The organism is Bradyrhizobium sp. WSM4872 (assembly GCF_055811715.1).
The window spans coordinates 92,656-118,659 of sequence record NZ_JBVVPT010000015.1 but is presented as its reverse complement, the minus strand read 5'-3'; the positions used below and the strand labels follow the sequence as shown (position 1 = coordinate 118,659).

Sequence of the window (26,004 nt, the reverse complement as noted above, 5' to 3'; positions counted from 1 at the left end):
AAAGATGCAACCACAGTTTGCCGTTGTTGACTTATTTGCGGGGCCTGGTGGGCTGGCAGAAGGCTTTTCGAGCATTCGCCAACTAGGCGGGACTCGTCCATTCGATATTGCGCTGTCAGTGGAGAAAGAGCCTTCGGCATTCCAGACGCTGCGGTTCCGAAGCTTCTTCCGCCAGTTCAATGGACGGGCCCCCGAGGCCTACTATCGATTTGTTGAGGGAGAAATACCGGAGCCGGACTGGAGGTCCCTTTTCCCCGCTGAATGGGAGCGCGCCTGTCTCGAGACCATGCAGCTTGAGCTGGGTGCAAGTTCAGCCATTCGCCAAATTGATGAACGGCTTGACGCCATTAAGAAGAGGTTCCGCGGCAATACAGTTCTAATCGGCGGGCCTCCCTGCCAAGCGTACTCTCTCGTCGGAAGAGCGCGCAATAGAGGTACTGAGGGTTACATCGCCAGCAACGATCATCGACACTTCTTGTACAGGGAGTACATCAGGATTCTACAGAAGCTGATGCCAGCGGCCTTTGTCATGGAGAATGTCAAAGGGTTGCTCTCTTCTTCAGTGGATGGTGATCGCATCTTTGATCGAGTTATTGGGGACTTGTGCAAGGTTGGTGGTGGTTCGTACAAACTGATTCCTTTGGCATCGCGCTCAACGCAGCCCGCGCTATTTGAGGAGGCGATTCATCCGACTGCATTGGATTTCGTCGTGCAGGCAGAGCAGCACGGCGTCCCTCAGTCACGGCACCGCGTAATCATCGTTGGCGTTCGTAGCGACATTGCGGCGAAGCTTGATCAACGGCAGATCGGCGCGGCACTCTTTCGGTCTCTGCAATCGACTGTCAAGGTACGCGACGTACTCGAAGGGATGCCGAAGCTCAGAAGTGGATTGAGCAACCGTGACGATAGTGAGGAGGCGTGGCGGGCGGCTGTTAGTCAGATCATGCGTAACGTAGCCAAGATTTCGTGCGATCTACATGAGGACGATGGGAAGGAATTCAGGGCGCTAGCGAAGAGTGCTGCAAGCGAATTGGCTAACATCGGGAAGATGTATCGGCGGGGGGGAGGTAGTTACGCACAGGTCCCGACCACCTGTCCTGATGAACTCAAGCGCTGGCTCACTGATGGAAAGTTGAGGCGCTTCCCCAACAACGAAACGCGCACCCATATGTCGGCCGACCTAGGGCGATATTTCTACGCAGCGCTCTATGGTGAAGTTCTCGGTGTTTCGCCGAAAGCAAGAGATTTTCCGCAAGAACTCGCGCCGTTTCATCGCAACTGGAAGAGTGGAAAATTTGCGGATCGTTTTCGCGTCCAAATCTGGAACGCGCCCGCGACAACCGTGACGAGCCACATCTCAAAAGACGGCCACTATTTTATTCATCCCGATCCTGCGCAATGCCGAAGCCTGACGGTTAGAGAAGCAGCTCGGCTTCAGACGTTCCCGGACAACTACTTCTTCAGAGGCAATCGAACCCAGCAGTTCGTCCAAGTTGGGAATGCCGTCCCGCCGTTCCTCGCTCGAAGAATTGCCCTTTCGATCCATGAGCTTCTAGTGAGTAGGCCGACCTCCTTGGCTAAAGCAGGGCGAATAGCCAGTTAATATCGGGCAGAAATTTTGTAAAATAGGCTATATAAATCAATAATATATCGATGTAAGTCTGGTTACATTCTGGAAATATATCGCATTTGTATTGCGAATTGCCCGCTCCATGGTAGATATTTCGTCGATGTAGCTGACGGAAATTCAACCATTGCGTGACAAGAGAAAAAAATTCGTGCAACTTGCCGAAGCGCGCGTTTCGCGCGCTCTGAACGACATTAGACTTATTGGCAATCTGTCGAACCGTAGCGCTTACGCCTACAGTGAAGACGATGTGCGGAAGATTTTCAGGACGCTACAAAAGGAATTGGAAGCAGCGAAATCAAAGTTTGGCGGTGAAGCCAGCGCGCGGGAAGCCGAATTTCGTTTGGAGGATTAATGCCCGAGTGGAATTTTGAAGAACGAAATCCTCGCTATATTGAGCAAGAGTTGACGCAGCGCGATCAATTCAACAATGATGAAGTCACTCTCGCCGAAGCAATCGTGCGGGAGGTCATTCAAAACTCAGCGGATGCTGCGCTCGGTTCGACGACGCCGGTCAAGGTGCGCTTCGGTCTGCACGAAGTCCCGCCACCTGATGCGCAGCAATTTCGAGCGCGGTTTTCGTTGTTGCGTGACCATCTCAATGCATGCGGCATCAATGCTTGGGAGATGGACGAAAAGAAGCCTCGTGTGCTCGTTATTGAGGATTTTGCGACCAAAGGGCTGACGGGTGACCCGGGTTCGCTTGACGGAGGAAACTTTCATTCCTTTTGGCGGCGCCACGGAAAATCAGGCAAGACCGGCCGTCTGGGCGGCCGTTGGGGGTTGGGCAAGCTGGTTTACTCGACATCGTCCGACATCAGGTGTTTTTTTGGGCTGACTATTCAGGCTGGCGAAGTTCAACCGCTTCTCATGGGCCAGGCTGTGCTTGCGAACCACGAAATCGGCAGCAAGAAATATGTCGCGCACGCTTTCTGGTTCGAGCAAAGAAATGAAGCTGGAATGCAGATGCCGGTGACTGATGCGGCAGCGATCGAGTTGTTCAAAACGCAATTTGGCATCACGCGAACGACCCAAAGCGGATTGTCGCTAGCAATTCCATTTGTAAGTGAGAAGATCACAGAGGACGTCATCATTCGTGGTGCAGTAGCCAATTACTACTTTCCTATATTGGCCGGCCGCCTTGTTATCGAAGTTGGTTCAACCGTCATCAATGCGAAAAGCTTTGGCGCCGTCGCCAAGCAGGCTCTGATCGGTGAGAAAGATAGTTCCGACCGCTACAGTTTTGTGGAACAGGTTAGTGCGAGATTTTCGCAAGATCCGCCGTTCGTGTCGGCGCTTCCAGTCAAGTCGCTGACTTCTGAGTTGTTCGAAAAGGCGCAACTGGCAAAGATGAAAGAGTGCTACGGACGCGGCGAATTGGTCCACGTTCGCATGCCGGTTCGGTTGAAGCGCAAGAATGGAGAGGAGAAGAACAGCTCGGTCGATCTATTGATCAAGCCGCCACCAGAAGGATCGAAGCCCTTCGTTCTTTTCGCGCGCGGATCAATCACAGTGCCGGGCGAGGCGCGCTATTTTAGTGGTGCCAGTGCATACGGGGCATTTGTTGCCTCACATGAGGATGTCGTCAGTTTTCTTGGCGACGCCGAGAATCCAGCGCACACCACGTGGAGTGGGGCCGCGGAAAAACTGAATGCGAATTGGCGCAATCCAAGTCAAGCTTTGAAGACCCTGCGTCATGCACTATGGGATCTTTATACTATCGTGAGCGAGCAGGCTGACCGACGCGAGAAGGATGCCCTCATCGATTTCTTCTCGCTCGACGATCCGACAAAGTCGGAGAGCCGTAGAAAGGGAAAGACGAGCATAGTTCCGCCGAATCTTGCTCCCAAGGAGAAGGCTTTTCGTATTCAAAAACGTGGAGATGGCGGGTTTGCCATTGTTCCTGGTCCGGGCGCTGCAGCGTGGGCTTACCCAAAGTCAATTCGTGTACGCGTCGCGTATGATGTTCTTGGTGCAGATCCGTTCACCAAACACAGCCCGCTGGATTTCGATTTAACCGGCAAGGATATCGAAGTTGACGCTACAAACCTCGACTATAATGCTCCTGAAGCCAATATTCTAGAATTGTCGGTCACGTCTCCAGAATTTCGGTTCGAAGCAAGTGGCTTCGACGTCAATCGTGATCTGATCGTTGATGCGAGAGCTAGGCCATGAGCGGCGCCAAGAGACGTATTAATTCTACGGGCAGGAAGAAGATTTCTCAGGAGAGGATTGATCTTCGTCTCCTGCCGGCTGTCTCAGGCCAGCCCCCGAAAGCAAAGGTCGGAATCGATCTTGGATCGCTAGGCCTTCCAGCGTCAGCGGTAGTATCGGTTGAAGCTTATCATCGCAGTACGGCGATGCGCTTCGAATGCGGAACAGTCGGGGCTACCGAAATCCCAGATATGCTCATCTTGAATGAATTGGACCAATCCGGTGGGATACTCTTCCGTATCAAGGTCGTGGACATCGAGCATCAGCCCGGAAGGATTCTTGCTTCTGCGGACCGGCTACGGCCTTCAGTTGAAGGAGAACATGCGGGCCGGAAGAGTATCTTTCCTGTCGAGTATCGAGATCTGGGGCAGGAAGTATGGCGGGTAGATATAAACGATGACTCCGGCCCAACCTTGTTGCTGAGCAGCAGGATTCCGGCCCTGATGCACAGGGTACATGAAAATCCATTAGTTTCAGGATCGATCCTCCCAGCGGCCTTTCGTATCGTTCTTCTCCACTTGGCGAGCAATCCGTCAGAGGAGGATGACGGCTGGAAAGCGGACTGGAAGCGTTTCTGTGGCGAGGGTCTGGGGGTCGATACCGATCCTGATGATCTGGACGATGACGACGACGATGGGAAAGAGACTTGGGTAGATGATGTCGTTCGTCGCTACTGCGAGACGAAGGGCTTCGTAGAGAGGGCGAGACAGATGTTACCGGGGCAGGGCAATGGCTGAATATTTGCGACGTCTGAATGACACGGGGCTTGCTAAGTTCTCTGAGTATTTGGCCGGAGGCGCAAGCGAAGCTCCGCCATTTCACTTGCTCTCACACCCTGATAGTTCCGAACCCATCGCCGCGACAATAAAGTTGGTTCAGCGGGTATTTCCAAATCGGTTTGAATTTGGGCGCGAGCTCAACGTGCGGCTTGGGGCGCTTGAGCCGGCGAGTATATCGAATGACAGAGGTTTGTGGACCGGGCTTTCATTGTACTTCTTCGATCAGCTTTGTCCGGCGGACTCAGAAGGAAAACGTCGTCTTAGCAAGGAGTATCATTATGTACTGAGCTCGGACTATCGGCACTACTATCGGCATCTGGTACGCACAGCATGGCAGCTTTGCCGCGATCACGGCCCCAATTCACGTTTCCTGCTTTTGGCTACCAACGATAGTCCGGATCCACTTCGTCGGCATGGGGACATTTTGGAGCAGCTAGGCGGCACTCAACGCATAATCCGAAGCCGGCCTATCATTGCGGAAGCAGCACGCCTCTATGCAGATCCAATCTCTGGACGACCGCGAAAAGGTGCGGCCGGAAAAGGTGGTGGGAGCATCAGGCGCTTTGCTCGCGTCATTCGCCAATTGGATTTGACGTTCGACCCTGAGAATTTGCCGCCGGGCGGCCTCGCCACCGTTCTTCCCGTTGAATTTAATGCATGGAAGAAGAATGCCCCGACATTAGCCTTCTCAAGGTCAACAATGCCGATCGGGGTAAATGGCCAACGTTGACGCTTCAATTTGAGATAGGCAGCTGCGGTGCGAATTTGATGAGATAAGTCCGGCCTGATCGCCCGATGATACCATCCTGCCGGTGTTTTGCCCGACGAGTCAAACCGCCTCCAGCCAATTCCGTGCCAACGTAACCCATTGATCTTGCAGGCCCCGGCTACTGTGCATGGGGTTGTTTTCGCACTTTTTGTTTGGGCTACCCGCGCCGCCTTGCCGCGGCGGCGTCCACCACGTTCTCCACCTCCTCGCGCCACGACAGAATCTCCATCGCGAGCACGGGGTGGTTAAAACCCTTGAGCACGAGATCGTCGAGCGCGCGGGCTTCGACCCAGGGCTCGACCATGCCGTAGACGCGGCGGCTGACGACGACCTGGCCGGCCTTGGCTTCGTCGCAGAGGCGGGAGGAGAGATTGGTGACGCTGCCGATCGCGGCATATTCGAGCCGCTGCTCGAAGCCGATCTGGCCGAGCGTGGCGTAACCCATGGCGACGCCGACGCCGAAGCCGAGCGAGTGGCCGCGGTTCTTCCATTTCTCGGTCAATTGGCCGATCACATCGCGCATCTCGACGGCCATCTTCACCGCGCGCTTGGTGTGGTCGGCGAACTGGATGGGCGCGTTGAACAGGATCATCACGCCGTCGCCGGCGAAGCGGTCGAGCGTGCCCTCATAGCGGTGGATCAGCTCGCCGAGCGCGGCGTGATATTCGCGCAGCACGTTCATCGCCTCTTCCGGCTCGGTCGCCTCCGTGAACGAGGTGAAGCCGCGCAAATCGCAGAACACGACGGTGACCTCGCGGCGGTGGCTGTCGAGCAGCGCGTCGTGGCCGTCGGACGAGGCGATCAGTTGCGCGACTTGCGGCGCGAGGAAACGTTCGAGCCGCTTGATGCGGCCGATCTCGCCCAACTGTTTCTCGACCCGCTCTTCCAGCGAACGGTTCCAGTTGCGGAGTTGCTCCGTCTGCTCCTGGAGCTTGGCGGCCTGCTGCTGCACGGTTTCGTGCGCCGCCGCGAGCTCGCGGCCCTTGTGGTCGACCTCGGTGAACAGCCGCGCATTGCGCATCGCCAGCACGGCCTGGTTGGCGAAGGTGCGCATCAGGCCAATGATGCTTGGGGCGAACTCGCCGCTGGCGCGGCGCAGCACCACCAGCGAGCCGAGCGTGCCCTGCTGGTCGACCAGCGGCACCACCAGCACCGAATGGAAGCCGGCCTCGATCGCGACGTCGCGCAGCGGCTGCTCGGAGGCCTGGTCGAGATCGGCAATCACGATCGGCTCGCCGCTCCCGGCCGCATCGCTCAGGATATTCTCGCCTTCGTCGATCGTGACATGGGCGCCGTCGGCGGATTTGTCGATGCCGTTGGCCTCGACCAGATTGAAGCGGCGCACCTCGGCGTCATAGCCGTAGATCAGCACCGCGTCGGCATGGGTGATCTCGATCGCACGCGCGGCGATGGTCGGCAGCACGGCGTTGAGATCGAGCGAGGCGGCGACCGCGCGGCCGACCTCTTCCAGCACCTTGAGCTCGTTGATCGACTGCGCGAGATCGCGGGTGCGCTCCTCGACCTTGGTCTCCAGGTCCGAATAGGTCTCCTGGATCTGGTCGGCCATGCGGTTGAACTGGCCGGCGAGATCTTCCAGCTCGTCCGCGGTGTGGACCTCGATGCGATGGCTGAAATCGCCCTCGCCGAGCTTGTGCGCGCCGTCGCGCAGCGCCGTGATCGGAATGATCATGCGGCGCGCCAGAAGCGTGCCGGCGAGGATCGCGACCAGAAGGCCCATGCCGATCAAAAGCGCGATGCGCACCAGCTGGTCGCGGATCGGCATCAGGGCTTGCGTGGTCGGCTGCTCGAACAACACGCTCCAGCCGAGCTTCGGCACAGTGCTCGCCGCGCTCATCACTGCATGGCCGTTGAAGTCGGTGCCCGAATTGTCGGGCTCGTGGCCCGGTGCGACCGCGGCCGCAACCTGCGGCAGCTTCGAGAGGTCCTTGCCGATCTCGGGCCCCTTCGAGGACGTCGCCAGCACGCGGCCGCGCGGATCGACCACATAGGCGAAGGCGGCCTTGCCGACCTGTGCGTCGGAGAGGTACTCGGAGAGGAAGCTGAGATCGAGCTCGGCCACGGTGACCCCGGCGTTGAAACCGGAATGCGCCACCGAGATCGACATGAACGGCGTCCGGTCGGAGAACCAGGCCGGCGCGTAGCTGACGCCGCGGGCGACCGTGTCGGTGAAGCGCATGTCGCGGGAGAGATCGGCATTGCTGCCGGTCGTGGTCGACTGGCGCGAGACGCGCAGCACCTCGCGGCCGTCGCCGTTGAGCTGGAACAGCTGAGTGACGACCGAGACCTGCTGCAAGAGCTGGGCGTAGTCGGCGCGACGCTTCTCGAGCGTGTCGCGGCTGGCCGTCGTCACCCAGCTGATCTGGCGCTCGAGCTCGGAGATCGACTGCTCGATCCGCCGCGCGGCCGCCTGCGCCCTGTCCTCGAGACCGTCGGTCAGCTGTGTTTTGGTGGCGCGGTAGGAGATCCAGCTCTCCATCGCGCCGTTGACGGCGAGCACGAACACGACGAGGCCGACGAGAGAGACGACGTATTTGGCGAACAGACCCTCGCGCAGAAACCGTGTCTTGTCGTTCGCTCCTGCCATCCCGATCCTCTCGCGCCGCCATCGGCGCCGGCGCTACGGGCCGCACGGACCCTGCGAGCCTTCTAGCACAATTTGGTCCAACGGACTGTGAAGGGACTGGTCGGGGCCGCCTGACCGGCCGGTGTGGTTACCCGATGTGGGCGTCGGGGCAGGCGGAAGCATGGTGAATTGTCGCAGTCTCATCCGTTTGGGGGAAGCCGCCGCCGGGCCAGCCGATGTAAGGGGGTAGCCTTGGCAAGGGAGGGCTGGGAGTCCAGCGCTTTGGTCCTGCAATCATCGATTAAAGAGCTGCCGCAGCACGTCGTTCATCGGTTGGCTGTCCTGCTGCGCCGCCGGCGGGTCCTCCAGGCCGGGGGACGCCGGCGAAGCTTGCGGCATCAGTGTGGATGGCGCTGCAGGCAGGCTGCGGCTGCGGCCGGTGGCAGTGCCGGTGCCGGTGGCAGTCCCAGTGGCAGTCCCAGTGCCGTTTCCCGCGCCACCGGAAAGTCCCTGCTGGATCAGATTGCCGAGCGCCTCGCCCAAGGGGCCGCCGAGCGGGTTCTGTCCGGGCTGCTGGGTTTGCGGATTGGCATTGCCGGCCGCATTGCCGCCACCCGGCGCGGTTGTCCCTCCGAGGCCGAGGTTGCTCAAAATATTGCCGAGCCCGGCCCCATCAGCGCCGAACAGCCCCTTGCCCATCTCGCGCAGCTTGGCATAGGCGGCATCCGGATTGTCCAGCATGCCGGCCATGTCGGGATAGATCCGCGGCTGCGACCAGGTGCCCTGGATCATCACGGGGATGCCGAAGCCGACCGGCTCGGCGGCGCGGCCCTGGCCTTCGGTCGTCATCACCAGCTTCGGCTCGACGCGAAAGCCCATCATCTTGGTGTCGAGTGCGACCGTGCCGGCGCCGGTCACGCGGACCAGCGGTCCGGTCAGGCTGAGATCGGTGGTCACCGCCTGGCCCTTGTCGATCCGGAACGACGCCGAGAGCTGCGACAGATCCGTGCTCTGCTCCCGACCGTTGTCCTGGTTTGCCTGCCAGCCGGACAACGTGCCCGAGGTCAGCGAGCGGATCATCTGCGCGACGTTGATGCCGCGAATGGCGCCGTCCTGGAAATTGACGAAGGCCGTGCCCTGCATGTTCGCCATCAGCGCGCGCTGGCTGGTGCCGGCGCTGCGCAGTGCGAGCTTGGCCTGCAGCTTGCCGTCGATCCGGTCGAATTCGGCGAGGCCCTGCAGCAGCGGCAGCGCGCGCACGCCGGCGAGGTCGGAATGCATGGCAAAGCTCGGCGCGCCGCTGGTCGCATCCAGGATCAATTCGCCCGAGACCTGGCCGCCATAGGCGCCGAGATTGGCGGTGCCGGCCTTCAGCACGCCGCCGGCGAGTTTTGCATCGACCGCCAGCGGCGCGAGGCGTGCCTCGCCGATCACCGCCTCGTGCGCGGAGATCCTGATTTGCGCATCGACATAATTGAGCCCGGACACGTCGATCGGCGCATCGCTCCAGGGCTGCCCGGACGCGCCTTCCGGCGATTTCGCCAGCGGGATCGCGAGCCGCTGGAAATCGAGATCGACCTTGACCAAAGGCTTGCTCGCGATATCGACCGAGGCCCAGCCGTTGAACGCGCCATCGCCGAGCGTGCCGCTCACGCCGTTGATCATCACGACATCGCCGCTCAGCCGCATCTCGGCATGACCCGCGAGCCGGGACTTCAGTACGTCCGGCATGTCGATGGCGAAATCCACCGGAATGGTCGGCCGGTCGGCCGGCGGCGCCGGCGTGGTTGCCTTGATGTCGAATTTGGTCGGATGCTCGCCGACCCGTGCGGTGCCGGTGATATTGATCTTGCGATCACGGCCAACGATCGCATCGGCATTGATGGCGCTGATGCGGCTCTCGACGCGATCGCGCACGCGCGCGAATGCGATCTCGCCATCGGTGACCTTGATGCGGTCGATGGCGGCGCCGTCGGTATCGAGCGCGACCGGCTTCGACGTGCCGCCGGCATTCGGCAGGCGCTCGCGCAGCAGCGGCTGGTAGAGTACGGGATGGGTGACGACGAGTTCGCTGATCTTCGGGCGGCCCGACCAGACGCTCGAGAGCGACATGTCGGCCTGCACGCTGTCGATGGTCAGGCGCGCGATGCCGCTGCGGTCCTTGGGGTCGGCAAGCGTGAGGTCGTTCAGCGTCACGTTCAGCGTCGGCCACAGGCTGATTCTGGTGGTGCCATCGATCGACAGGCGATAGCCGGTCGCGCTCTCGACCCGCGAGGCAATCCTCGACGTCAGGAAGCCCGAGGGAATCCCGACCACGAGCAGGAGTGCGATCACGATGACGATTGCGGCCACCGCCGCGCCGGCGAATTTCACGGCTCTCATGTCGACTTTCCAGCGGCGGACGATCGGCGTCGAATCCGGCACATGACCGTCATTTGCACCCGTCCTTTGCGCCTGAGTTTATCCCGGGACGGGAAGCGGCTCCAAGCACGTAAAAATAGTCTGGGGGTGCTGCAAAGTTATGTGACTTATGGCACACTTCCCCGGCGCGGTTTTACGCGATCCTGATGTTGATGGTTCCAAGCGATTTGCCAACGAAATTCACAAGGACATTGAAATGAGCAAGCAGGCCGAATTTGCGGTCATCCTCAAGATGAATGCGATGTTCGCCGATCTCGGCGCAGACGAGCTCCAGCGGCTGGCGAATCTCTGCCACACCCAGCATCTGGGGAATGGCGAGGTGCTGTTCCAGAAGGGCGACGCGGGCGATGCGCTGTTCGGCGTGCGCCGAGGCCAGGTCCGGATCGAGACCGGCGCCTCCGACGGCAGCCGCCTGACGCTGAACTTCATGGGGCCGGGCGACCTGTTCGGCGAGGTTGCGGTGCTGGACGGCCAGAGCCGCACTGCGGACGCGACCGCGGGCGAAGCCAGCGAGCTGTTCGTGCTGCGGCGCGAAGACTTTCTCGCCTTCCTCGAACGCGAGCCGAAGGTCGGGATCAAGATCATCGCGCTGCTGTGCCAGCGCATCCGCTGGCAGAGCGAGCGCATGGAAGAGTCCATGCTCCAGCCGCTGCCGGTTCGCCTCGCGCGGCGCCTCTGCGCGCTCGCCGCCGATTTCGGCTCGGAGGTGCACATCTCGCAGGAGCAACTCGGCGTCTTCGTCGGCGCCGCCCGCGAGAGCGTCAACCGCCAGCTTCAGGCCTGGCGCAAGGAAGCGATCCTCGATCTCCAGCGCGGCCGCATCCTGCTGCGGAACATGACCAAGCTGACGGCGATCGCGCGCAACGAGTAGGGGCGTCAGGTCCGTGCCTCACGGCCATGCCAGATTCTCGTAATGAGAATATCGCCTGTCTCGGGAGCGATGACATATCGCAAGATGTAACCTGACGAGCCGAAGCGGATGATGATTTGGCGGATGACGGCATCCTCAGTCGGTTTGCCCAGCGCCGGCAATTCCGGCAGCCGATCGATTGCCTTCCAGATCGAGGCCAAGGCGCGCTTCGCGGCGCCAGGATTAGCAGTGTCGAGGAATGTTCGCAGCCGCTCGATGTCTTCGACAGCGGCTGGCGAAAGCTGGATCATTTCACCTTGCGCGGCTGGGGACGGGGCAGCTCGTCTGCCGAGTCCCAGCTTGCCACCCACGCTTTAACGTCGTTGAGTGGGACAGCTAGGCCGGTGCGCTTGAAGTCGTCGTAACGACTGCGGTCCTCTGCGAGGTCTGGACTAGAAACGTCGATCACTGAATCGAGCAATGCGACGGCCTCTGCGAGAACCGTTGCGACGTCCTTTCCCCGCTCGGACGCGATCTCCCGGAGACGGGCATCGGTGTCGGCGTCGATCTCGAGCGTTCGGCTTATGAGGTTCATTCCCGAAAGATAGCACTTCACTTGCCGATGTCGAGCCCGAGATCTGGAGGCAATAGCTACTCCGCCGCAGGGTGCACGATGTTCTTCGGCCCCGGCATGGCGTCGGCCGGCGCCGCTTCATGATGACCGGCGCCCTCCGCATCTTCGCTGTGCACGACCAGCCGCTTGGCGAAGCGCCAGATCAGGGCGCCGAGATCGTCCATCACCATGAACATCGCGGGCACGAACACCAGCGACAGGATGGTCGAGAAGATCAGGCCGCCGATCACCGCGAGCGCCATCGGCGAGCGGAACTCGCCGCCCGCGCCGACCGCGAGCGCGCTTGGCATCATGCCCGCGGCCATCGCGATTGTGGTCATCACGATCGGGCGTGCGCGTTTCATGCCTGCGTCGATCATGGCTTCTTCGCGCGGTGTGCCGGCGTGAATGGACTCGATGGCGAATTCCACCAGCATGATCGCGTTCTTGGTGACGATGCCCATCAGCATCAGGATGCCGATCCACACCGGTGTCGTGAGTTGCTTGCCGGTGATCAGCAGGGCCGCGATCGCGCCGCCGATCGAGAGCGGCAGCGAGAACAGGATGGTGATCGGCTGCAGGAAGGTGCCGAACAGCAGCACCAGCACGGCGTAGACCATCATCAGGCCCGCCGTGATCGCGGTGGCAAAGCCTTCGGACAGTTCGTTCAGGCTTTCGGCATCGCCGGAGGGTGAGACCTTCACGCCCTTCGGCCGGCTCTTCATGACCGGCAGGTCGTAGATCTTCTTGGTGGCGTCGCCGAGCGCGGCGGAGCCGACGAGGTCGGCCGCGACGGTCGCCTGTCGTTCGCGATCGTAGCGGTTGATGCTGGTCGGACCCTGGTCGAGCTTGACGTCGGCGATGACGGAGAGCGGCACGCCGCCCTTCTCGCCATGCTCGCCGAGCGGCACGCGCAACTGTTCGAGCGTCTTCAGATTGCCGCGCGCGGCATCCTCGAGCTGCACGCGGATCGGCACCAGACGGTCGCCGACGTCGAACTTGGCGAGCGCGGGGCCGACGTCGCCGATGGTGGCGACGCGGATGGTCTGCGACAGGCTTTCGGTCGAGACGCCGAGCCGTGCGGCGAGATCGGCGCGCGGTTCGACGCGCAGCTCGGGCCGCTCCAGCGTGGTTTCCGAGATCACGTTGGAGATGGTGGGAATCCGCTTCATCTGCGTCGCGAGCTCGCTGGCGACGTTGTTGACGATGTTGGCGTCTGCGCCGGTCACGACCAGCGAGATGGCGCGCAGGCCGTTCTCGTCGAGGAACCAGAAGCGGATGTCCGGAATGTTCTCCAGCTCCTGGCTGATCGAGAATTCGAGCTCGCGCTGGGTGATGTCGCGGCTGTCCTTGGGCGTGTAGTTGATGATCAAGGCGGCGCGCCGGACTTCCTGGGTCCCCGGTGGAACGCGGCCGCCGTCGACGAAGATGCTCTTCACCTCGGGCCGCTTGCGCAGGCGCGCGACGATGTCTTCAGTGACTTTTTCGGTGTAGGCGAGCTGCGTGCCCGGCGGCAGCTCGAGGGCAACCAGCGAGCGCGAGCTGTCCTGCGCCGGCAGGAAACCCTGCGGCAGCAGCGTGATGCTCCAGATCGAGGCAGCGAAGACGCCGAAGCCGGCCAGCACCGTGATGAAATAGTGCTTCACCGACCAGGCCACGAGCCTGTGATAGGACCGCAGCACGCGGCCGGGCGGCGGCTCTTGGTGATTGCCATGTTTGAGGAAGTAGGCGGCGAGCACCGGCGTGACGAAGCGCGCCGCGAGGAGCGAGAAGAACACCTGCACCGAGACGGTGATGCCGAACTGCTTGAAGAACTGTCCGGCGATGCCCGACATGAAGCTCGCGGGTGCGAAGATCGCGATGATCGTCAGCGAGATCGCGATCACCGCGAGGCCGATCTCGTCGGCGGCTTCGAGGGCAGCACGATAGGGCGATTTGCCCATGTTCATGTGCCTGACGATGTTCTCGATCTCGACGATGGCGTCGTCGACCAGAATACCGGTCGACAGCGTAATGGCGAGGAAGCTGACGAGGTTGAGCGAGAAGCCGAGCAGGTCCATCGCCCAGAACGCCGGGAAGATCGACAACGGCAGCGAGATCGCGGCGATGATGGTGGCGCGCAGGTCGCGCAGGAACAACAACACGATGACGACGGCGAGGATCGCGCCTTCGAACAGGGTCGAGATCGCCGCGTGGTAATTGCCGTTGGTATATTCAACCGAGGTGTCGATCACCTTCAGGTCGACGTCGGGATAGGTGGCCTTGAGCGTGTCGATGCGCTTCTGTACCGCCTCGGCGACCTTCACGTCGCTGGCACCCTTGGAGCGCTTGATGCCGAGCGCGACGATCGGCTCGCCGTTGAAGCGGGCGAAGGTGCGGCGGTCTGCGATGGTGTCGGTCACGGTGCCGAGATCGTCGAGCCGGACCTCGCCGCCGCCGAACAGTGGAATCATGGTGCCGGCAAGGTCGCTCAGCGTCTTGGCGCCGGCGAGGGTGCGGATCGCCTGGTCGTTCTTGCCGATCTCGGCGCGGCCGCCGGCGACGTCGACATTGGTGCCGCGCAGGCTCTGGCTGACATTGACGGCCGTCAACCCCATCGACTGCAGGCGGTCGGGATCGAGCGAGACAAGGATCTCGCGCTCGACACCGCCGATGCGCTCGACCTGGGCGACGCCGCGCACGCCCTGCAGCGCGCGCTTGACCACGTCGTCGACGAAATAGGAGAGCTGCTCCGGCGTCTTTCCGGGCGAGATCGCGGCGTAGGTGACGATCGGCAGGCCGATGACGTCGACGCGCTGGATCAGCGGCTCGGTGACGTTCTGCGGCAGGTTCGAGCGCACGCGCGTCACCGCGTCCTTGACGTCGTTGAGCGCGCGGTCGGTGTTGGTTTCCAGCGCGAACTGGATCGTCGTCACCGACAAGCCATCGGTGATCTGCGAGGTGATGTGCCTGACGCCTTCGACACCGGATACGGCGTCTTCAACCGTCTTGGTGACCTGGGATTCGAGCTCGGCGGGTGCCGCGCCGAATTGCGATACCGCGACCGAGATCACGGGAATGTCGGCCGAGGGTAGCCGCGTCACTGCGAGCTTGGTGAACGACACCCAGCCGAGGATCAGGAGGATGATTGAAAAAACCACCGACGGCAGCGGATTGCGGATCGACCATGCCGAGATATTGAGAGCCATCAGCGTACCCGCGTGCGATCGAGTTCATCAGCGAACATGGTCTTGATCTGGTCGCCGTCATGCAGCGAAGAGCCGGCGTCGGCGACGACGATCTCGCCGACGTTGAGGCCTTCCAGGATTTCCGTCGCGCTGTCCGATGACAGCCCGACCCGTACCTTGCGCGTCTCGACAATGTTGCCCTTGACGACCTGCACGGTGAGATGGTCGATCGCGGTCTTGGGAACCGCGACGCCGCAGCTTCGCTTGGCGTCGATCGAGGCGCGGGCGAACACGCCGACTTTCAGCGAGGGATTGTTGGTGACGCTGATGCGCACGCGGCCGAGCTGGGTGGCGCGATCGATTTCGGGCGCGACCAGCCTGACTCGCCCGATCAGATCGGGCGCGTCGTCGCGGCTGATGCGCACGGTCGCGCCGGAGCTGAGCTTGGCCATGTGCACAGCAGGCACCTGCGCGTCCAGCTCGATCTCGTTGTTGACGGCGATGCGGAACATCGGGCCGGCCTGCGGCGAGGCCGGCGCGCCGACGATGGTGCGGACCTCCGTGACGAGGCCCGGCGCAGAGGCTTTCAGCGAGACCGGACCTTGCGGGCCGGGCCGCTGCGGCTGGCCCGGGATCTGGGGCGGCGCGGTCAGGCGCGCCAGCTCCTGATTGTCCGTGACGAGGGTGCCCTCGGTGACGAAGAGGTCGGTGACCCTGGATCCCTCCTGGTCGGCGATGACCACGGCTTCGCGGCGCGGCACGAAGAAGCCGGTCACCCGGACCAGGTCCGAGAAGCAGGCATTGGTCGACTTGGTCACGATGACCAGCGCCTCGCTCGGGGTTTCCTTGGGCTCGGCCCGGTGCCGGTGCTCGAACAGATAATAGCCGACGCCGAGCGCGACGACGAAGACCACCGTTCCGGCCGGCTTGAGATATTGGGAGAGGTTCATTGCCGGATCGTCCTGGCCTGGCTCACGGCCATCCGCGCGCGGCCCATGAAGAGCGTTTCCCTGAAATAAAGCAGCGTCCCGCAAGCCTGCGGGACGCGCGCTGGAAGCGAGACTTTACACCACATCACGACTTGTCACTTCAAAGGATTACGTCGTGCTCACTTCGATGCGGTGGTCTTGTTTTCCATGTTGACGACCTGCACGCGACGATTGACCTCCGCCATCGGCTGGGCCGGGTCCTTCAGCTTGCTCTTGCCGTAGCCGACGGTGACGAGGTCGGTCGCGGAGATGCTGTATTTGTCGACCAAATAGCGCTTGATCGAATCCGCGCGGCGCTCCGACAGATCCTGATTATAGCTCTCGCCGCCGGCGGCGTCAGTATGCCCGGCGACCACGAAGGTCGAGCCTTTCAGGTCGGGGCTGGTCAGCGCGCGGCCGAGCGCCTGGACCGAGGCAAGTGATTTGGCGCTGATATTGGCCGAGTTGTAGTCGAACGTGATTTCCAGATCGATGTTCGGCTTGTCCTTGGCCGCCGACGCGATTTCTTCGCGCTCGGTCGATGACAGCGACCGTGTCGAGCGGCCGCGCACGGACTGGATCAGCTTGGTCTCCGTCGCACTTGGTGCGGGATCGGGCTGCGGAGCGATCGAGAGGCCGCGGGTCAGCGGCTTCTTCGACGGCGGCGCCAGCGCGCGGACGATCTCGTCCTCGGTGACGTTCTTGCTGTTGCCGTCGTCGCCCGCGAATGCCAGCGGGATCGTCAGCGACAGCGCGGCGCTAACGGTGATGATGGACAGGATTGCGGTAAGTCCCTTTGCAGCCAATCTCATAGCCAGTCCCTCCTGCGCAGCCAGCTGGCGCGGTTCGAAAATCCTGCAGTAAGCCGCCCCGTAAAGGCGGGCGGTGACATCCGTTGAATTAGTCTTCGCCGGGCCGTCGCGGGTTCGAGGCACATCGGCCCCGGTTCAAAAAAATATCAACGCACTCCGTAGCTTGCGAATTCCTGAACAATGTTCGGGTCCATTGCCTTGGCATTGGCGATGTCGAGTGCACCTTCCTGGGCCGAGCCGTTGCGCTGCTTGGCGATCCCGCGTCCGAACAGCGAGGAGGTCAGGCGCGGATTGATCCTCAGGGCAGCCTCGAAATCGGCGATGGCGTTCTTCACCGCCCCCGATTTCAGATTGACGAGCCCCCGGCTGTCCAGCGCGTCGACGAAGTTCGGTCGCAGCCGCAGGGCCTCGTTGCAATCCTTCAGCGCGCCCTGGAGGTCGCCGACCACGGTGCGGGTCCAGCAGCGATTGTTCAGGGCCTCGACGTCCTTCGGGTTGATCCGGAGCGTCTCGTCAAAATCCTTGATGGCCAGGCTGTAGGCGCCCTTGCTGGCATAGACCTGGCCGCGCCGGTAAAGCGCGTTCACGTCGTCCGGATTGGCCGCGATCTTGGCGGTCAGCCCCTTGATCGTGGGGTCCTCGGCCAGCACGGCCGCACTCGGCCCGCTCTCCATGCTCGGAGCGGTGACGGGATCGGCCGGAATGACAGGCGGTGGCGGCGGCGGTGCCGGCGGCAAGGCAGCCTCGACCTGCGGCTTCGGTGACGGAGCCGGTGCTGCCACTGTGTCGGCCGGTTTCGGCGGCACAGGTGGTGGCGCGGGCGGAGCCGGCGGCGGGTTGTTGGCGACGACCGGCGGCGGCGCGGGAGGCGCAGGTGGTGGCGTCGTTGTCGGGCGCGAGCCGCCGGCCCCCGGAATGAACGAGAAATCCTCGGCCAGTGACGACGAGATCCACGGCACCTGCTCGCCCCTGGAGGCACGGGTGACGCCCATCTTGGTGCGGTTCAGCGTCTCCTCGGCCATCAGGTCGGGGACGCGGATTTCCTTGAGGAGTTCCTGGACGAACAGGCTGTGCTCGCCGCCGGCGTCCGAGACCACCGAGGCCAGCGCCGCCGAATACATCACCAGGGTGCCGTTCGGCGCGATGACGGGGGTGAGGCCAGCCGAGAAGCTGCGGAACCGGCGCTCGAACGGGTTGCGCCTGGAGGCATCGACCAGCGCGATCTTGACGCCGGCGCCGCGGGTGTTGAGCTCGCCGAGCACGGTTTCGAGGCTGATGCCGTCGCGCCGCACGTCGGATTCGGTCCAGATCTGCGCATCGATCGGCAGCAAATAGCTCTGCCGCGCGGACTGGATGCCGAAGCCGCTGAAGAACACCAGTGCCACCGACCCCGGCTTGATCTTGCCGTAGAGCTTGTCGAAGGCGCGGCGCATGCCGTCGCCGGTCAGGTTCTCACCGGTCTCGACGGAAAAGCCGTCGCGCTTGAGCTCGTCGGCGACATCGCGCGCGTCGTTGAGCGGTTCCTTCAGGGGAGCGTCGGCGTCCGGATATTTGGCATTGCCGATGACCAGCGCAAAGCGATCGCCGGCCGCCAGTGACGGAGCGGTCGGGATGAGCGACACGAGCAAGGACAGAACGAAAAGCAGGCGAATTTTCATAATTAGCGCGATCCAGCCAAAAAGGCGCCGTTTCCAGCTTGCGCCGCGGCGACCTTAACTTACGCAATGTGCATTATCAAACCGGGGAACGGGGGCGTCAACCGCTTGCGGATTCGGCGCTATCGCGACAATTGACCGCGACACTTGGGCACCTTGCGGGGGGAATAAACGGGCGGTCACGATTGCACGCGATGCATTCTGGTTGTCATTGCGGCTGCACGTTAGGGCAGCCGTGGCGACAACAATGTGATTGGTCTCACATTGCGGACGGGCTTCCTTCGCAACCTCCGGTGTTTGACCTTTGCGGTGGACGATGGCTTGGTGCGGTCGATCGCCCTGAAGGTGCATCCACAAAAGAGCAAGATCAAAACCATGGGAAACGCCTACGAAATCTACGCCCTGCGCTATGCGACGATGTCGCCGCGCACCCCCAATATGAACTTCCTCGCGCCCGACCCGCATGACAGCGCGGCGCAGGACCTCGACTATTTCGTCTGGCTGATCCGCGGCAACGGGCGCGACATCCTGGTCGATACCGGCTTCAATGCCGAGGAAGCGTCCGCGCGGGCGCGCAAGCTGACGCTCAATCCGGTCGATGCGCTGGAGCGCTTTGGTGTCGCGGCAGCGAGCATTCGCGACATCATCGTGACGCATCTGCATTACGACCATGCCGGCAATCTCGACCGCTTCCCGAACGCGCGCTTCCATCTCCAGGAGCGCGAGATGGCCTACGCGACGGGGCGCTGCATGTGCAACGGACTGCTGCGACATCCGTTCTCGGTCGAGCACGTCACCCAGATGGTCCGCCATGTCTATGGCGAGCGCGTCAATTTCTATTCCGGCGACGGCGAGGTCGCGCCCGGCGTGACCGTGCACCGCGTCGGCGGCCATTCGGACGGCCTGCAGGTGGTCAAGGTCGAGACTGCACGCGGGCCCGTCGTGCTTGCGTCCGACGCCGCGCATTATTACGCCAATCTCCAGCGCCGCAGCCCGTTCCCGATCGTCTATAATGTCGGTGACATGGCGGTTGGCTGGGAGACGATCGAGCGTCTCGCCGGCCATCCTGACCGGTTCATTCCCGGGCATGATCCGATCGTGACGGAGATCTATCCGCGCGCCAGCGACCACGGCGATGTCTGGGCGCTGCATTTGCCGCCGTCGCGATCGTTTGCGAAGTGATCAATACGCCTGCTTGGCGTCGGCCTCTTCGCTGGTCTGGATCAGGTCGAGGCTCTGTTCGATCTTGCCGAGCAGCGTCGATAGCTGTTTGCGTTCGTGCGCAGAGAGGCAGGCGAGAATCTCGTCTTCCCGTCGCAGCAATTGCGGAAACAGTTCCTCGTAGAGCGTGCGGCCTTTCCTCGTCAGTCGGAGGCGGAATTCGCGGCGGTCGGCTTCGTTCTCGACGCGCTCGATCAAGGCCTGTTGCAGCAACATGGTCACCGCGCGGCTGATGGTGGATTTGTGCGTGCGGGTGCATTGCGCGACGTACTGCGCGCTGCAGGCATCGTTGCGGAAGCCGAGCGTCGCGATCACACGCCAGGCCGGGATGTCGAGGCCGTGACGTTCCTGATATTCGACCGAAAGCGCGGCGCTGACCTCCGCCGCGAGCCGGTTGAGGCGGAACGGCACGAACCTGAACAGGTCCAGCCGCGTTTTTGGCCGCGCTGAAGCCTCATCGGCCTCGCGTGTCTTCAGCGCGATGTCGCTGGATGTCCTCGCCAAGGATAGCGCTCCGAATTCCAGTTGACGGCCGGCCGGCTCCGGTCCAAAATAGTTGCACGTGAGACTATTAGCAGATCAGGCCTCTCCTGACCAGAGCCGAGGTTAGCGCATGGCGAAGGCCAATACGCATCAGGCCAAAACCCAGTTCGGCTATCGCCGCCACCCCGATCAGGATCGTCCCGGCCAGAGCGCGGCCGAGCATCCCGTGGTGATCGTCGGTGCGGGCCCGGTCGGGCTGTCGCTGGCGATTGACCTTGCCCAGCGCGGCCAGCGCATCGTCCTTCTGGATGATGCCGACCGCATCGGAGAGGGCTCGCGCGCGATCTGCTTCTCGAAACGTTCGCTGGAATATTGGGACCGGCTCGGCGTCGGCGACCGCATGGTCGAGAAGGGCGTGGTCTGGAGCGTCGGCCGCATCTTCCACGGCGAGCAGCAGCTCTACCAGTTCAATCTGCTGCCGGACGACGGTCACAAGCGGCCGGCCTTCATCAATCTCCAGCAATATTACGCCGAAGCCTATCTGGTCGACCGCATCAGCGAGCTGCCCGAGATCAACCTGCGCTGGCGCAACAAGGTGACGGCGCTGGAGAGCCGCAACGATTCCGTCGCGCTGACGATCGAGACGCCGGAGGGCGCCTATCGCCTGCGCGCGCAATATGTCGTCGCCTGCGACGGCGCGCGCTCGTCGCTGCGGCAGATGGTGGGCGCCGACTTTGCGGGACAGGTGTTCGAGGACCAGTTCCTGATCGCCGACGTCAAGATGACCGCGGAATTCCCAACCGAGCGCTGGTTCTGGTTCGATCCGCCGTTTCATGCGGGGCGCTCGGCGTTGTTGCACCGACAGCCCGATGATGTCTGGCGCATCGACCTCCAGCTCAATCGCTATGCCGACCCCATCGTCGAGAAGAAGCCGGAGAACGTGCGGCCGCGGATTGCGCGCATGCTCGGCCACGACAAGTTCGAGTTCGAGTGGATCTCGCTCTACAAATTCCAGTGTCGGCGGATGGACCGCTTCGTCCACGGCCGCGTGATTTTTGCAGGCGATTCCGCACACCAAGTCTCGCCGTTCGGCGCGCGCGGCGCCAATTCGGGACTCGAGGACGCCGAGAATCTCTCGTGGAAGCTCGACCGCGTGCTGCGCGGCGCCTCACCCGCGAGCCTGCTCGAGAGCTATCATGTCGAGCGCAGTCTGGCGGCCGACGAGAACATCCGCGAGTCCACCCGCTCGACCGATTTCATGGCGCCGAACTCGCATCAGGAGGCGCGACTGCGCAAGGCGGTGCTGTCGCTGGCCAAGGAAACGGAATTCGGCAAGCGCATGGTCAATGGCGGGCGGCTCTCGGTCCCGTGCAGCTATGACTCGCCACTGTCATCGCCGGATGCGGACGCCTGGCGCGGTGGACCGCTCCCGGGTTGTTCGATGCTCGATGCTCCCGTTGCGACACGCGCGGGCGAGCAAGCCTATTTGACGGATGCATTCCGGCAGGGCGGAACGGAGTTCACGTTGCTGTCGTTCAGCAATGGCACGGCGATTGAGGCGCCCGTTGGTGTGAAGGACATCTGCATCGGCGGTGAGGACGGGCTCGCAGATCCGGCGGGGCTCACCGCAAAGCGCTATGATGCGGAACCAGGCTCAGCCTACCTACTCAGGCCGGACGGCTACGTTGCGGCGCGCTTCCGTCACCCCACGCGCGCTGGCGTCGCGGCAGCGCTGTCACGCGCCCAAGGCTTGAATTGAATTGAGGATTCGCATGCCGCTCTCGACCAGCTCCAACTTCGCGCGGCCCGACGACGCCTTTCGCGCCATCGTGGAGGCGCATCGGGGCTTCACCGACGAGCAAAGCGCCGATTTCGACGCGGCGCTGGTGCTGATCCTTGCCAACCATATCGGCGATATCGACGTGCTGCGGGAGGCGATCCTGCTCGCCAAGCGGCGCATGATCGATGGCCAGCAGCAACAGCAACAACAATAATAACCCAGTGACTTGAAGGATGAACTGATGGCGAAGAACTTCGCATCCACCGGCGACCTCTCCGAGAAGAAGATCACCTTCTCCGAGATCGGCACCGATCTCTACGCCTTTACCGCGGAGGGCGATCCGAACACCGCAATCATCGTCGGCGACGACGGCTGCCTGGTGTTCGACGCGCAGTCGACGCCGGCGATGGCCAACAAGGTGATTGAGCGCGTCCGTGCCGTCACCGACAAGCCGATCAAATATGTCGTGCTGTCGCATTATCACGCCGTGCGCGTGCTCGGCGCATCCGCCTACAAGGCGCAGGGCATCGTTGCTTCGCAGGAGACCTATCGCCTGATCGAGGAGCGTGGTCAGCAGGATTGGGATTCCGAATATGGCCGCTTCCCGCGCCTGTTTCAGGACGCATCGAGCATTCCCGGCCTGACCTGGCCGACGCTGACCTTCGAAGGCGAGATGTCGATCTATCTCGGCAAGCGCGAGGTGCGCCTGATGCAGCTTGGCGCCGGCCACACCTCCGGCGACATCGTCGCCTGGGTGCCCGATGCCGAGGTGATGTTCTCCGGTGACCTGATCGAATACCACTCGGCCTGCTATTGCGGCGACGCGCATTTGCGCGAATGGCCGCTGACGCTGAACGAAATCCGCAACTTCAATCCGAAGGCGATCGCGCCGGGCCGCGGCGATGCGCTCAAGGGTGTCGCCACAGTGCGCGAAGCCATCGCGATGACGCGCGACTTCGTCGCCTCGCTCTACGGTGCCGCCGAAATCTCGGTGGCCAAGGGCCGTACGCTGAAGGAATCGATGGCGGCGACGCGCGAGGTCATGGATCCGAAATTTTCGAGCTTCGCCATCTACGAGCACTGTCTGCCGTTCAACGTGTCGCGCGCCTATGACGAGGCGTCGGGGATCGACGACCCCGTGATCTGGACCGACAAGCGCGACCAGGAGATGTGGGCGGCCCTGCAAGGAGGAGGATCATCATGAACATCAATACCTCGCCCGATCAGATCATTCGCAGCACGGCCCAGGTCACACCGGGCTACATGTCCGGGTTCGGCAACAGCTTCGAGACCGAAGCCCTGCCGGGCGCGCTGCCGATCGGACGCAACTCGCCGCAGCGCTGTGCCTACGGCCTCTATGCCGAGCAGCTCTCCGGCTCGCCCTTCACCGCGCCGCGCGGCAGCAATGAGCGCTCCTGGCTCTATCGCATTCGCCCGTCGGTGAAACATTCGGGCCGGTTCGAGAAGGCCGACGGCGGCCTGTGGCGTTCGGCACCGTGCCATGAAAACGATCTGCCGATCGCGCAATTGCGCTGGGATCCGGCGCCGATCCCAAAGGAGGACATGACTTTCCTTCAGGGCGTGCAGACCATGACCACCGCCGGTGACGTCAACACCCAGGCCGGCATGGCCGCCCATGTCTATCTCATCACCAAGTCGATGGTGGACCAGCACTTCTACAATGCCGACGGCGAGCTGATGTTCGTGCTGCAGCAGGGCAATCTTCGCATCGTCACCGAGTTCGGCCGGATCGATGCCGAGCCCGGCGAGATCGTGGTGATCCCCCGCGGCGTCAAGTTCCGGGTGGAGATTCCGAACGGACCTGCGCGCGGCTATCTCTGCGAAAACTACGGCGGCGCCTTCACGCTGCCGGAGCGCGGGCCGATCGGCGCCAACTGCCTCGCCAATGCCCGCGACTTCCTGACACCGGTCGCGCACTACGAGGACAAGGACACGCCGACCGAGCTGTTCGTGAAATGGGGCGGCGCTCTGTTCAAGACCACGCTGCCCCACTCGCCGATCGACGTCGTCGCCTGGCACGGTAATTACGCGCCGTACAAATATGATCTGCGCAGCTTCTCTCCCGTAGGCGCGATCGGCTTCGATCATCCCGATCCCTCGATCTTCACCGTGCTGACCTCGCCGTCGGAGACAGCAGGCACTGCGAATATCGACTTCGTGATCTTCCCCGAGCGCTGGATGGTCGCCGACAACACTTTCCGCCCGCCGTGGTATCACATGAACATCATGAGCGAGTTCATGGGCCTGATCTACGGCGTCTACGACGCCAAGCCGCAAGGTTTCGTGCCGGGCGGCATGAGCCTGCACAATTGCATGCTGCCGCACGGCCCCGATCGCGATGCCTTCGAGCACGCCAGCAACGGCGAGCTGAAGCCGGTCAAGCTGACCGGCACGATGGCCTTCATGTTCGAGACCCGCTATGCGCAGCGCGTCACCGCGCACGCCGCGAATTCCGCGACGTTGCAGGACGACTACGCGGATTGCTGGAAGGGCCTGGAAAAGAGGTTCGATCCGAGCAAGCCGTAGCGTTCTTCCCCTCTCCCCTTGTGGGAGAGGGTGGCTCGCCGCGTAACGGCGAGACGGGTGAGGGGTCTGTCTCCGCGAACAAGCCTCTCTCATTCGGACACGCAGATACACCCCCTCATCCGGCGCTTCGCGCCACCTTCTCCCACAAGGGGAGAAGGAAAAAGGACTGGCGAAAAGTGACAACCCACCCGAACGACCCCAGCCTCCGCTCCTTCATCGACGTCGATCCCGCCTCCGACTTCCCGATCCAGAACCTGCCTTACGGTGTGTTCTCGACCACGGCCAACCCGACGCCGCGCGTCGGCGTGGCGATCGGCGACTATGTGCTCGATCTCTGGGAACTCGAGCAGGATTCGCGGCTCGACGTCGGCCCGCTCGGCGTGTTCTCGACGCCGTCGCTCAATGCTTTCATGGCGCTGGGGCCAAAGGTCTGGGCCAAGACGCGGGCGCGGATCAGCGAGCTCCTGCGCGCCGATCATCCCGAGCTGCGCGACAATGAGGAGCTGCGCAAGCAAGCGCTGGTGCCGATGCGCGATGCGAAACTGCATCTGCCATTCGCGGTCTCCGGCTACACCGATTTCTATTCATCGAAGGAACACGCCACCAATGTCGGCGTCATGTTCCGTGGCAAGGACAATGCGCTGCAGCCGAACTGGCTGCATATGCCGATCGCCTATAACGGCCGTGCCTCGACCGTCGTGGTCTCGGGCACAAAGGTGAAGCGTCCGCGCGGGCAGCTCAAGCCGCCGAATGTGGAGGTGCCGAGCTTCGGCCCCTGCAAGCGGCTCGACTTCGAACTGGAGATGGGCGTCGTGGTCGGGCAGCCCTCGCCGATGGGCGGGATGCTTGGGGAGCAACAGGCCGAGGAGATGATCTTCGGCTTCGTGCTGCTCAACGACTGGAGCGCGCGCGATATCCAGCAATGGGAATATGTGCCGCTTGGGCCGTTCCTCGCCAAGGCGTTCGCGACCTCGATCAGCCCGTGGGTGGTGACGCGCGAGGCGCTGGAGCCGTTTCGCCTGAAGGGGCCGGAGCAGGAGCCGGTGCCGCTCGATTACCTCAAACAGGGCAAGCCGCAGAACTACGATCTCGAACTCGACGTCTCCTTGCGTGCCGCCGGAGCCAACGCGCCCGCCGCCATCAGCCGCACCAATTTTAAATACATGTATTGGTCGTCGGTGCAGCAGCTGATGCACCACGCCTCCTCCGGCTGCGCCATGAATGTCGGAGATCTCCTGGGCAGCGGCACCATTTCCGGCCCGGAGAAGAACCAGCGCGGCAGCCTGCTGGAGATCAGCTGGAACGGCACCGAGCCGGCCGAATTACCCGGCGGCATCAAGCGGTCGTTCCTGGAAGACGGCGACAGCCTCGTCATGCGCGGCTGGTGCCAGGGCAAGGGCTATCGCGTCGGTTTTGGTGAGGTCGAAGGGACGATTTTGGCGGCGGAGTAGGGCGCCGCCGCTTCCACAAACTCCGTCATTGCGAGCGTAGCGAAGCAATCCAGAATCTTTCCG

General features: G+C 62.5%; 21 protein-coding genes. 12 read left to right on the top strand and 9 right to left on the bottom strand.

Features of this window, described 5'->3' with window-relative positions; all coding sequences use genetic code 11:
* The first annotated feature begins 4 nt into the window (after positions 1-4).
* From AC0L3C_RS20920 to AC0L3C_RS20900, 5 genes are all read left to right on the top strand, one after another.
* Positions 5-1,603, top strand: coding sequence for a DNA cytosine methyltransferase (locus AC0L3C_RS20920; protein ID WP_473408864.1), 1,599 nt, complete (start codon positions 5-7; stop codon positions 1,601-1,603).
* Positions 1,604-1,754: 151 nt separating this feature from the next.
* Complete coding sequence (locus AC0L3C_RS20915; protein WP_473408863.1) at positions 1,755-1,982, top strand: hypothetical protein; 228 nt, start codon at positions 1,755-1,757, stop codon at positions 1,980-1,982.
* Positions 1,982-3,802, top strand: coding sequence for a hypothetical protein (locus tag AC0L3C_RS20910; RefSeq protein WP_473408862.1), 1,821 nt, complete (start codon positions 1,982-1,984; stop codon positions 3,800-3,802). The genes AC0L3C_RS20915 and AC0L3C_RS20910 overlap by 1 nt, the downstream gene beginning before the upstream one ends.
* On the top strand, positions 3,799-4,578 hold the full coding sequence (locus AC0L3C_RS20905; protein WP_473408861.1) for a hypothetical protein: 780 nt from the start codon (positions 3,799-3,801) through the stop codon (positions 4,576-4,578). Before AC0L3C_RS20910 ends, AC0L3C_RS20905 begins: the two co-directional genes overlap by 4 nt.
* Entirely contained in the window at positions 4,571-5,350 is a 780-nt protein-coding gene (locus AC0L3C_RS20900; protein WP_473408860.1) for a hypothetical protein, read from the top strand. The genes AC0L3C_RS20905 and AC0L3C_RS20900 overlap by 8 nt, the downstream gene beginning before the upstream one ends.
* Positions 5,351-5,546: 196 nt before the next feature.
* Here the strand turns inward: AC0L3C_RS20900 and AC0L3C_RS20895 are convergent, their stop codons facing one another.
* Together AC0L3C_RS20895 and AC0L3C_RS20890 are read right to left on the bottom strand one after the other, a co-directional pair.
* The gene (locus tag AC0L3C_RS20895; RefSeq protein ID WP_473408859.1) at positions 5,547-7,994 is read right to left on the bottom strand and encodes an adenylate/guanylate cyclase domain-containing protein; all 2,448 of its coding nucleotides are present in this window, start codon (positions 7,992-7,994) and stop codon (positions 5,547-5,549) included.
* Positions 7,995-8,267: 273 nt separating this feature from the next.
* On the bottom strand, positions 8,268-10,355 hold the full coding sequence (locus tag AC0L3C_RS20890; protein ID WP_473408858.1) for an AsmA family protein: 2,088 nt from the start codon (positions 10,353-10,355) through the stop codon (positions 8,268-8,270).
* Between the two features lie 235 nt (positions 10,356-10,590).
* Here AC0L3C_RS20890 and AC0L3C_RS20885 point away from each other — a divergent pair, with 235 nt between their 5' ends.
* Entirely contained in the window at positions 10,591-11,265 is a 675-nt protein-coding gene (locus AC0L3C_RS20885) for a Crp/Fnr family transcriptional regulator (RefSeq protein WP_007599026.1), read from the top strand.
* Between the two features lie 5 nt (positions 11,266-11,270).
* Here AC0L3C_RS20885 and AC0L3C_RS20880 read toward each other — a convergent pair whose 3' ends face one another.
* From AC0L3C_RS20880 to AC0L3C_RS20855, 6 genes are all read right to left on the bottom strand, one after another.
* The gene (locus AC0L3C_RS20880; protein WP_473408857.1) at positions 11,271-11,555 is read right to left on the bottom strand and encodes a type II toxin-antitoxin system RelE/ParE family toxin; all 285 of its coding nucleotides are present in this window, start codon (positions 11,553-11,555) and stop codon (positions 11,271-11,273) included.
* Positions 11,552-11,839, bottom strand: coding sequence for a hypothetical protein (locus AC0L3C_RS20875; RefSeq protein ID WP_473408856.1), 288 nt, complete (start codon positions 11,837-11,839; stop codon positions 11,552-11,554). Before AC0L3C_RS20875 ends, AC0L3C_RS20880 begins: the two co-directional genes overlap by 4 nt.
* Before the next feature lie 56 nt (positions 11,840-11,895).
* Positions 11,896-15,045 (bottom strand): efflux RND transporter permease subunit, encoded by a 3,150-nt coding sequence (locus AC0L3C_RS20870; protein WP_473408855.1) that lies wholly within the window; start codon positions 15,043-15,045, stop codon positions 11,896-11,898.
* On the bottom strand, positions 15,045-15,974 hold the full coding sequence (locus tag AC0L3C_RS20865; RefSeq protein WP_473279825.1) for an efflux RND transporter periplasmic adaptor subunit: 930 nt from the start codon (positions 15,972-15,974) through the stop codon (positions 15,045-15,047). Before AC0L3C_RS20865 ends, AC0L3C_RS20870 begins: the two co-directional genes overlap by 1 nt.
* Before the next feature lie 158 nt (positions 15,975-16,132).
* The gene (locus AC0L3C_RS20860) at positions 16,133-16,804 is read right to left on the bottom strand and encodes an OmpA family protein (protein ID WP_473408854.1); all 672 of its coding nucleotides are present in this window, start codon (positions 16,802-16,804) and stop codon (positions 16,133-16,135) included.
* Between the two features lie 146 nt (positions 16,805-16,950).
* A complete protein-coding gene (locus AC0L3C_RS20855) occupies positions 16,951-18,462 on the bottom strand; it encodes a caspase family protein (protein WP_473264181.1) in 1,512 nt (503 codons plus the stop codon).
* A gap of 372 nt (positions 18,463-18,834) precedes the next feature.
* On the opposite strand from AC0L3C_RS20855, the gene AC0L3C_RS20850 reads away from it, so the two are divergent.
* Positions 18,835-19,641 carry an N-acyl homoserine lactonase family protein gene (locus AC0L3C_RS20850; RefSeq protein ID WP_473279820.1) on the top strand — a complete coding sequence of 269 codons (807 nt, stop codon included), beginning with the start codon at positions 18,835-18,837 and terminating at the stop codon, positions 19,639-19,641.
* On the opposite strand, the gene AC0L3C_RS20845 is transcribed toward AC0L3C_RS20850, so the two are convergent.
* On the bottom strand, positions 19,642-20,184 hold the full coding sequence (locus AC0L3C_RS20845) for a MarR family winged helix-turn-helix transcriptional regulator (RefSeq protein ID WP_473279818.1): 543 nt from the start codon (positions 20,182-20,184) through the stop codon (positions 19,642-19,644).
* Positions 20,185-20,293: 109 nt separating this feature from the next.
* Here AC0L3C_RS20845 and AC0L3C_RS20840 point away from each other — a divergent pair, with 109 nt between their 5' ends.
* From AC0L3C_RS20840 to fahA, 5 genes are all read left to right on the top strand, one after another.
* Entirely contained in the window at positions 20,294-21,922 is a 1,629-nt protein-coding gene (locus tag AC0L3C_RS20840; RefSeq protein WP_473279816.1) for an FAD-dependent oxidoreductase, read from the top strand.
* A 13-nt stretch (positions 21,923-21,935) separates the two neighbouring features.
* The gene (locus tag AC0L3C_RS20835) at positions 21,936-22,157 is read left to right on the top strand and encodes a DUF2783 domain-containing protein (protein ID WP_027515089.1); all 222 of its coding nucleotides are present in this window, start codon (positions 21,936-21,938) and stop codon (positions 22,155-22,157) included.
* Positions 22,158-22,184: 27 nt separating this feature from the next.
* Positions 22,185-23,147, top strand: coding sequence for an MBL fold metallo-hydrolase (locus AC0L3C_RS20830; protein WP_473408853.1), 963 nt, complete (start codon positions 22,185-22,187; stop codon positions 23,145-23,147).
* The gene (hmgA, locus tag AC0L3C_RS20825) at positions 23,144-24,490 is read left to right on the top strand and encodes a homogentisate 1,2-dioxygenase (RefSeq protein WP_473408852.1); all 1,347 of its coding nucleotides are present in this window, start codon (positions 23,144-23,146) and stop codon (positions 24,488-24,490) included. Before AC0L3C_RS20830 ends, hmgA begins: the two co-directional genes overlap by 4 nt.
* Before the next feature lie 176 nt (positions 24,491-24,666).
* A complete protein-coding gene (gene fahA, locus AC0L3C_RS20820; protein ID WP_473408851.1) occupies positions 24,667-25,941 on the top strand; it encodes a fumarylacetoacetase in 1,275 nt (424 codons plus the stop codon).
* The last annotated feature ends 63 nt before the right edge of the window (positions 25,942-26,004 follow it).

Excerpts from the sequence above, each read along its gene's own strand:
- AC0L3C_RS20920 (WP_473408864.1), top strand. The coding sequence starts at position 5 with ATGCAACCACAGTTTGCCGTTGTTGACTTATTTGCGGGGCCTGGTGGG.
- AC0L3C_RS20910 (WP_473408862.1), top strand. The coding sequence starts at position 1,982 with ATGCCCGAGTGGAATTTTGAAGAACGAAATCCTCGCTATATTGAGCAA.
- AC0L3C_RS20905 (WP_473408861.1), top strand. The coding sequence starts at position 3,799 with ATGAGCGGCGCCAAGAGACGTATTAATTCTACGGGCAGGAAGAAGATT.
- AC0L3C_RS20900 (WP_473408860.1), top strand. The coding sequence starts at position 4,571 with ATGGCTGAATATTTGCGACGTCTGAATGACACGGGGCTTGCTAAGTTC.
- AC0L3C_RS20895 (WP_473408859.1), bottom strand. The coding sequence starts at position 7,994 with ATGGCAGGAGCGAACGACAAGACACGGTTTCTGCGCGAGGGTCTGTTC.
- AC0L3C_RS20890 (WP_473408858.1), bottom strand. The coding sequence starts at position 10,355 with ATGAGAGCCGTGAAATTCGCCGGCGCGGCGGTGGCCGCAATCGTCATC.
- AC0L3C_RS20885 (WP_007599026.1), top strand. The coding sequence starts at position 10,591 with ATGAGCAAGCAGGCCGAATTTGCGGTCATCCTCAAGATGAATGCGATG.
- AC0L3C_RS20880 (WP_473408857.1), bottom strand. The coding sequence starts at position 11,555 with ATGATCCAGCTTTCGCCAGCCGCTGTCGAAGACATCGAGCGGCTGCGA.
- AC0L3C_RS20875 (WP_473408856.1), bottom strand. The coding sequence starts at position 11,839 with ATGAACCTCATAAGCCGAACGCTCGAGATCGACGCCGACACCGATGCC.
- AC0L3C_RS20870 (WP_473408855.1), bottom strand. The coding sequence starts at position 15,045 with ATGGCTCTCAATATCTCGGCATGGTCGATCCGCAATCCGCTGCCGTCG.
- AC0L3C_RS20865 (WP_473279825.1), bottom strand. The coding sequence starts at position 15,974 with ATGAACCTCTCCCAATATCTCAAGCCGGCCGGAACGGTGGTCTTCGTC.
- AC0L3C_RS20860 (WP_473408854.1), bottom strand. The coding sequence starts at position 16,804 with ATGAGATTGGCTGCAAAGGGACTTACCGCAATCCTGTCCATCATCACC.
- AC0L3C_RS20855 (WP_473264181.1), bottom strand. The coding sequence starts at position 18,462 with ATGAAAATTCGCCTGCTTTTCGTTCTGTCCTTGCTCGTGTCGCTCATC.
- AC0L3C_RS20850 (WP_473279820.1), top strand. The coding sequence starts at position 18,835 with ATGGGAAACGCCTACGAAATCTACGCCCTGCGCTATGCGACGATGTCG.
- AC0L3C_RS20840 (WP_473279816.1), top strand. The coding sequence starts at position 20,294 with ATGGCGAAGGCCAATACGCATCAGGCCAAAACCCAGTTCGGCTATCGC.
- AC0L3C_RS20835 (WP_027515089.1), top strand. The coding sequence starts at position 21,936 with ATGCCGCTCTCGACCAGCTCCAACTTCGCGCGGCCCGACGACGCCTTT.
- AC0L3C_RS20830 (WP_473408853.1), top strand. The coding sequence starts at position 22,185 with ATGGCGAAGAACTTCGCATCCACCGGCGACCTCTCCGAGAAGAAGATC.
- hmgA (WP_473408852.1), top strand. The coding sequence starts at position 23,144 with ATGAACATCAATACCTCGCCCGATCAGATCATTCGCAGCACGGCCCAG.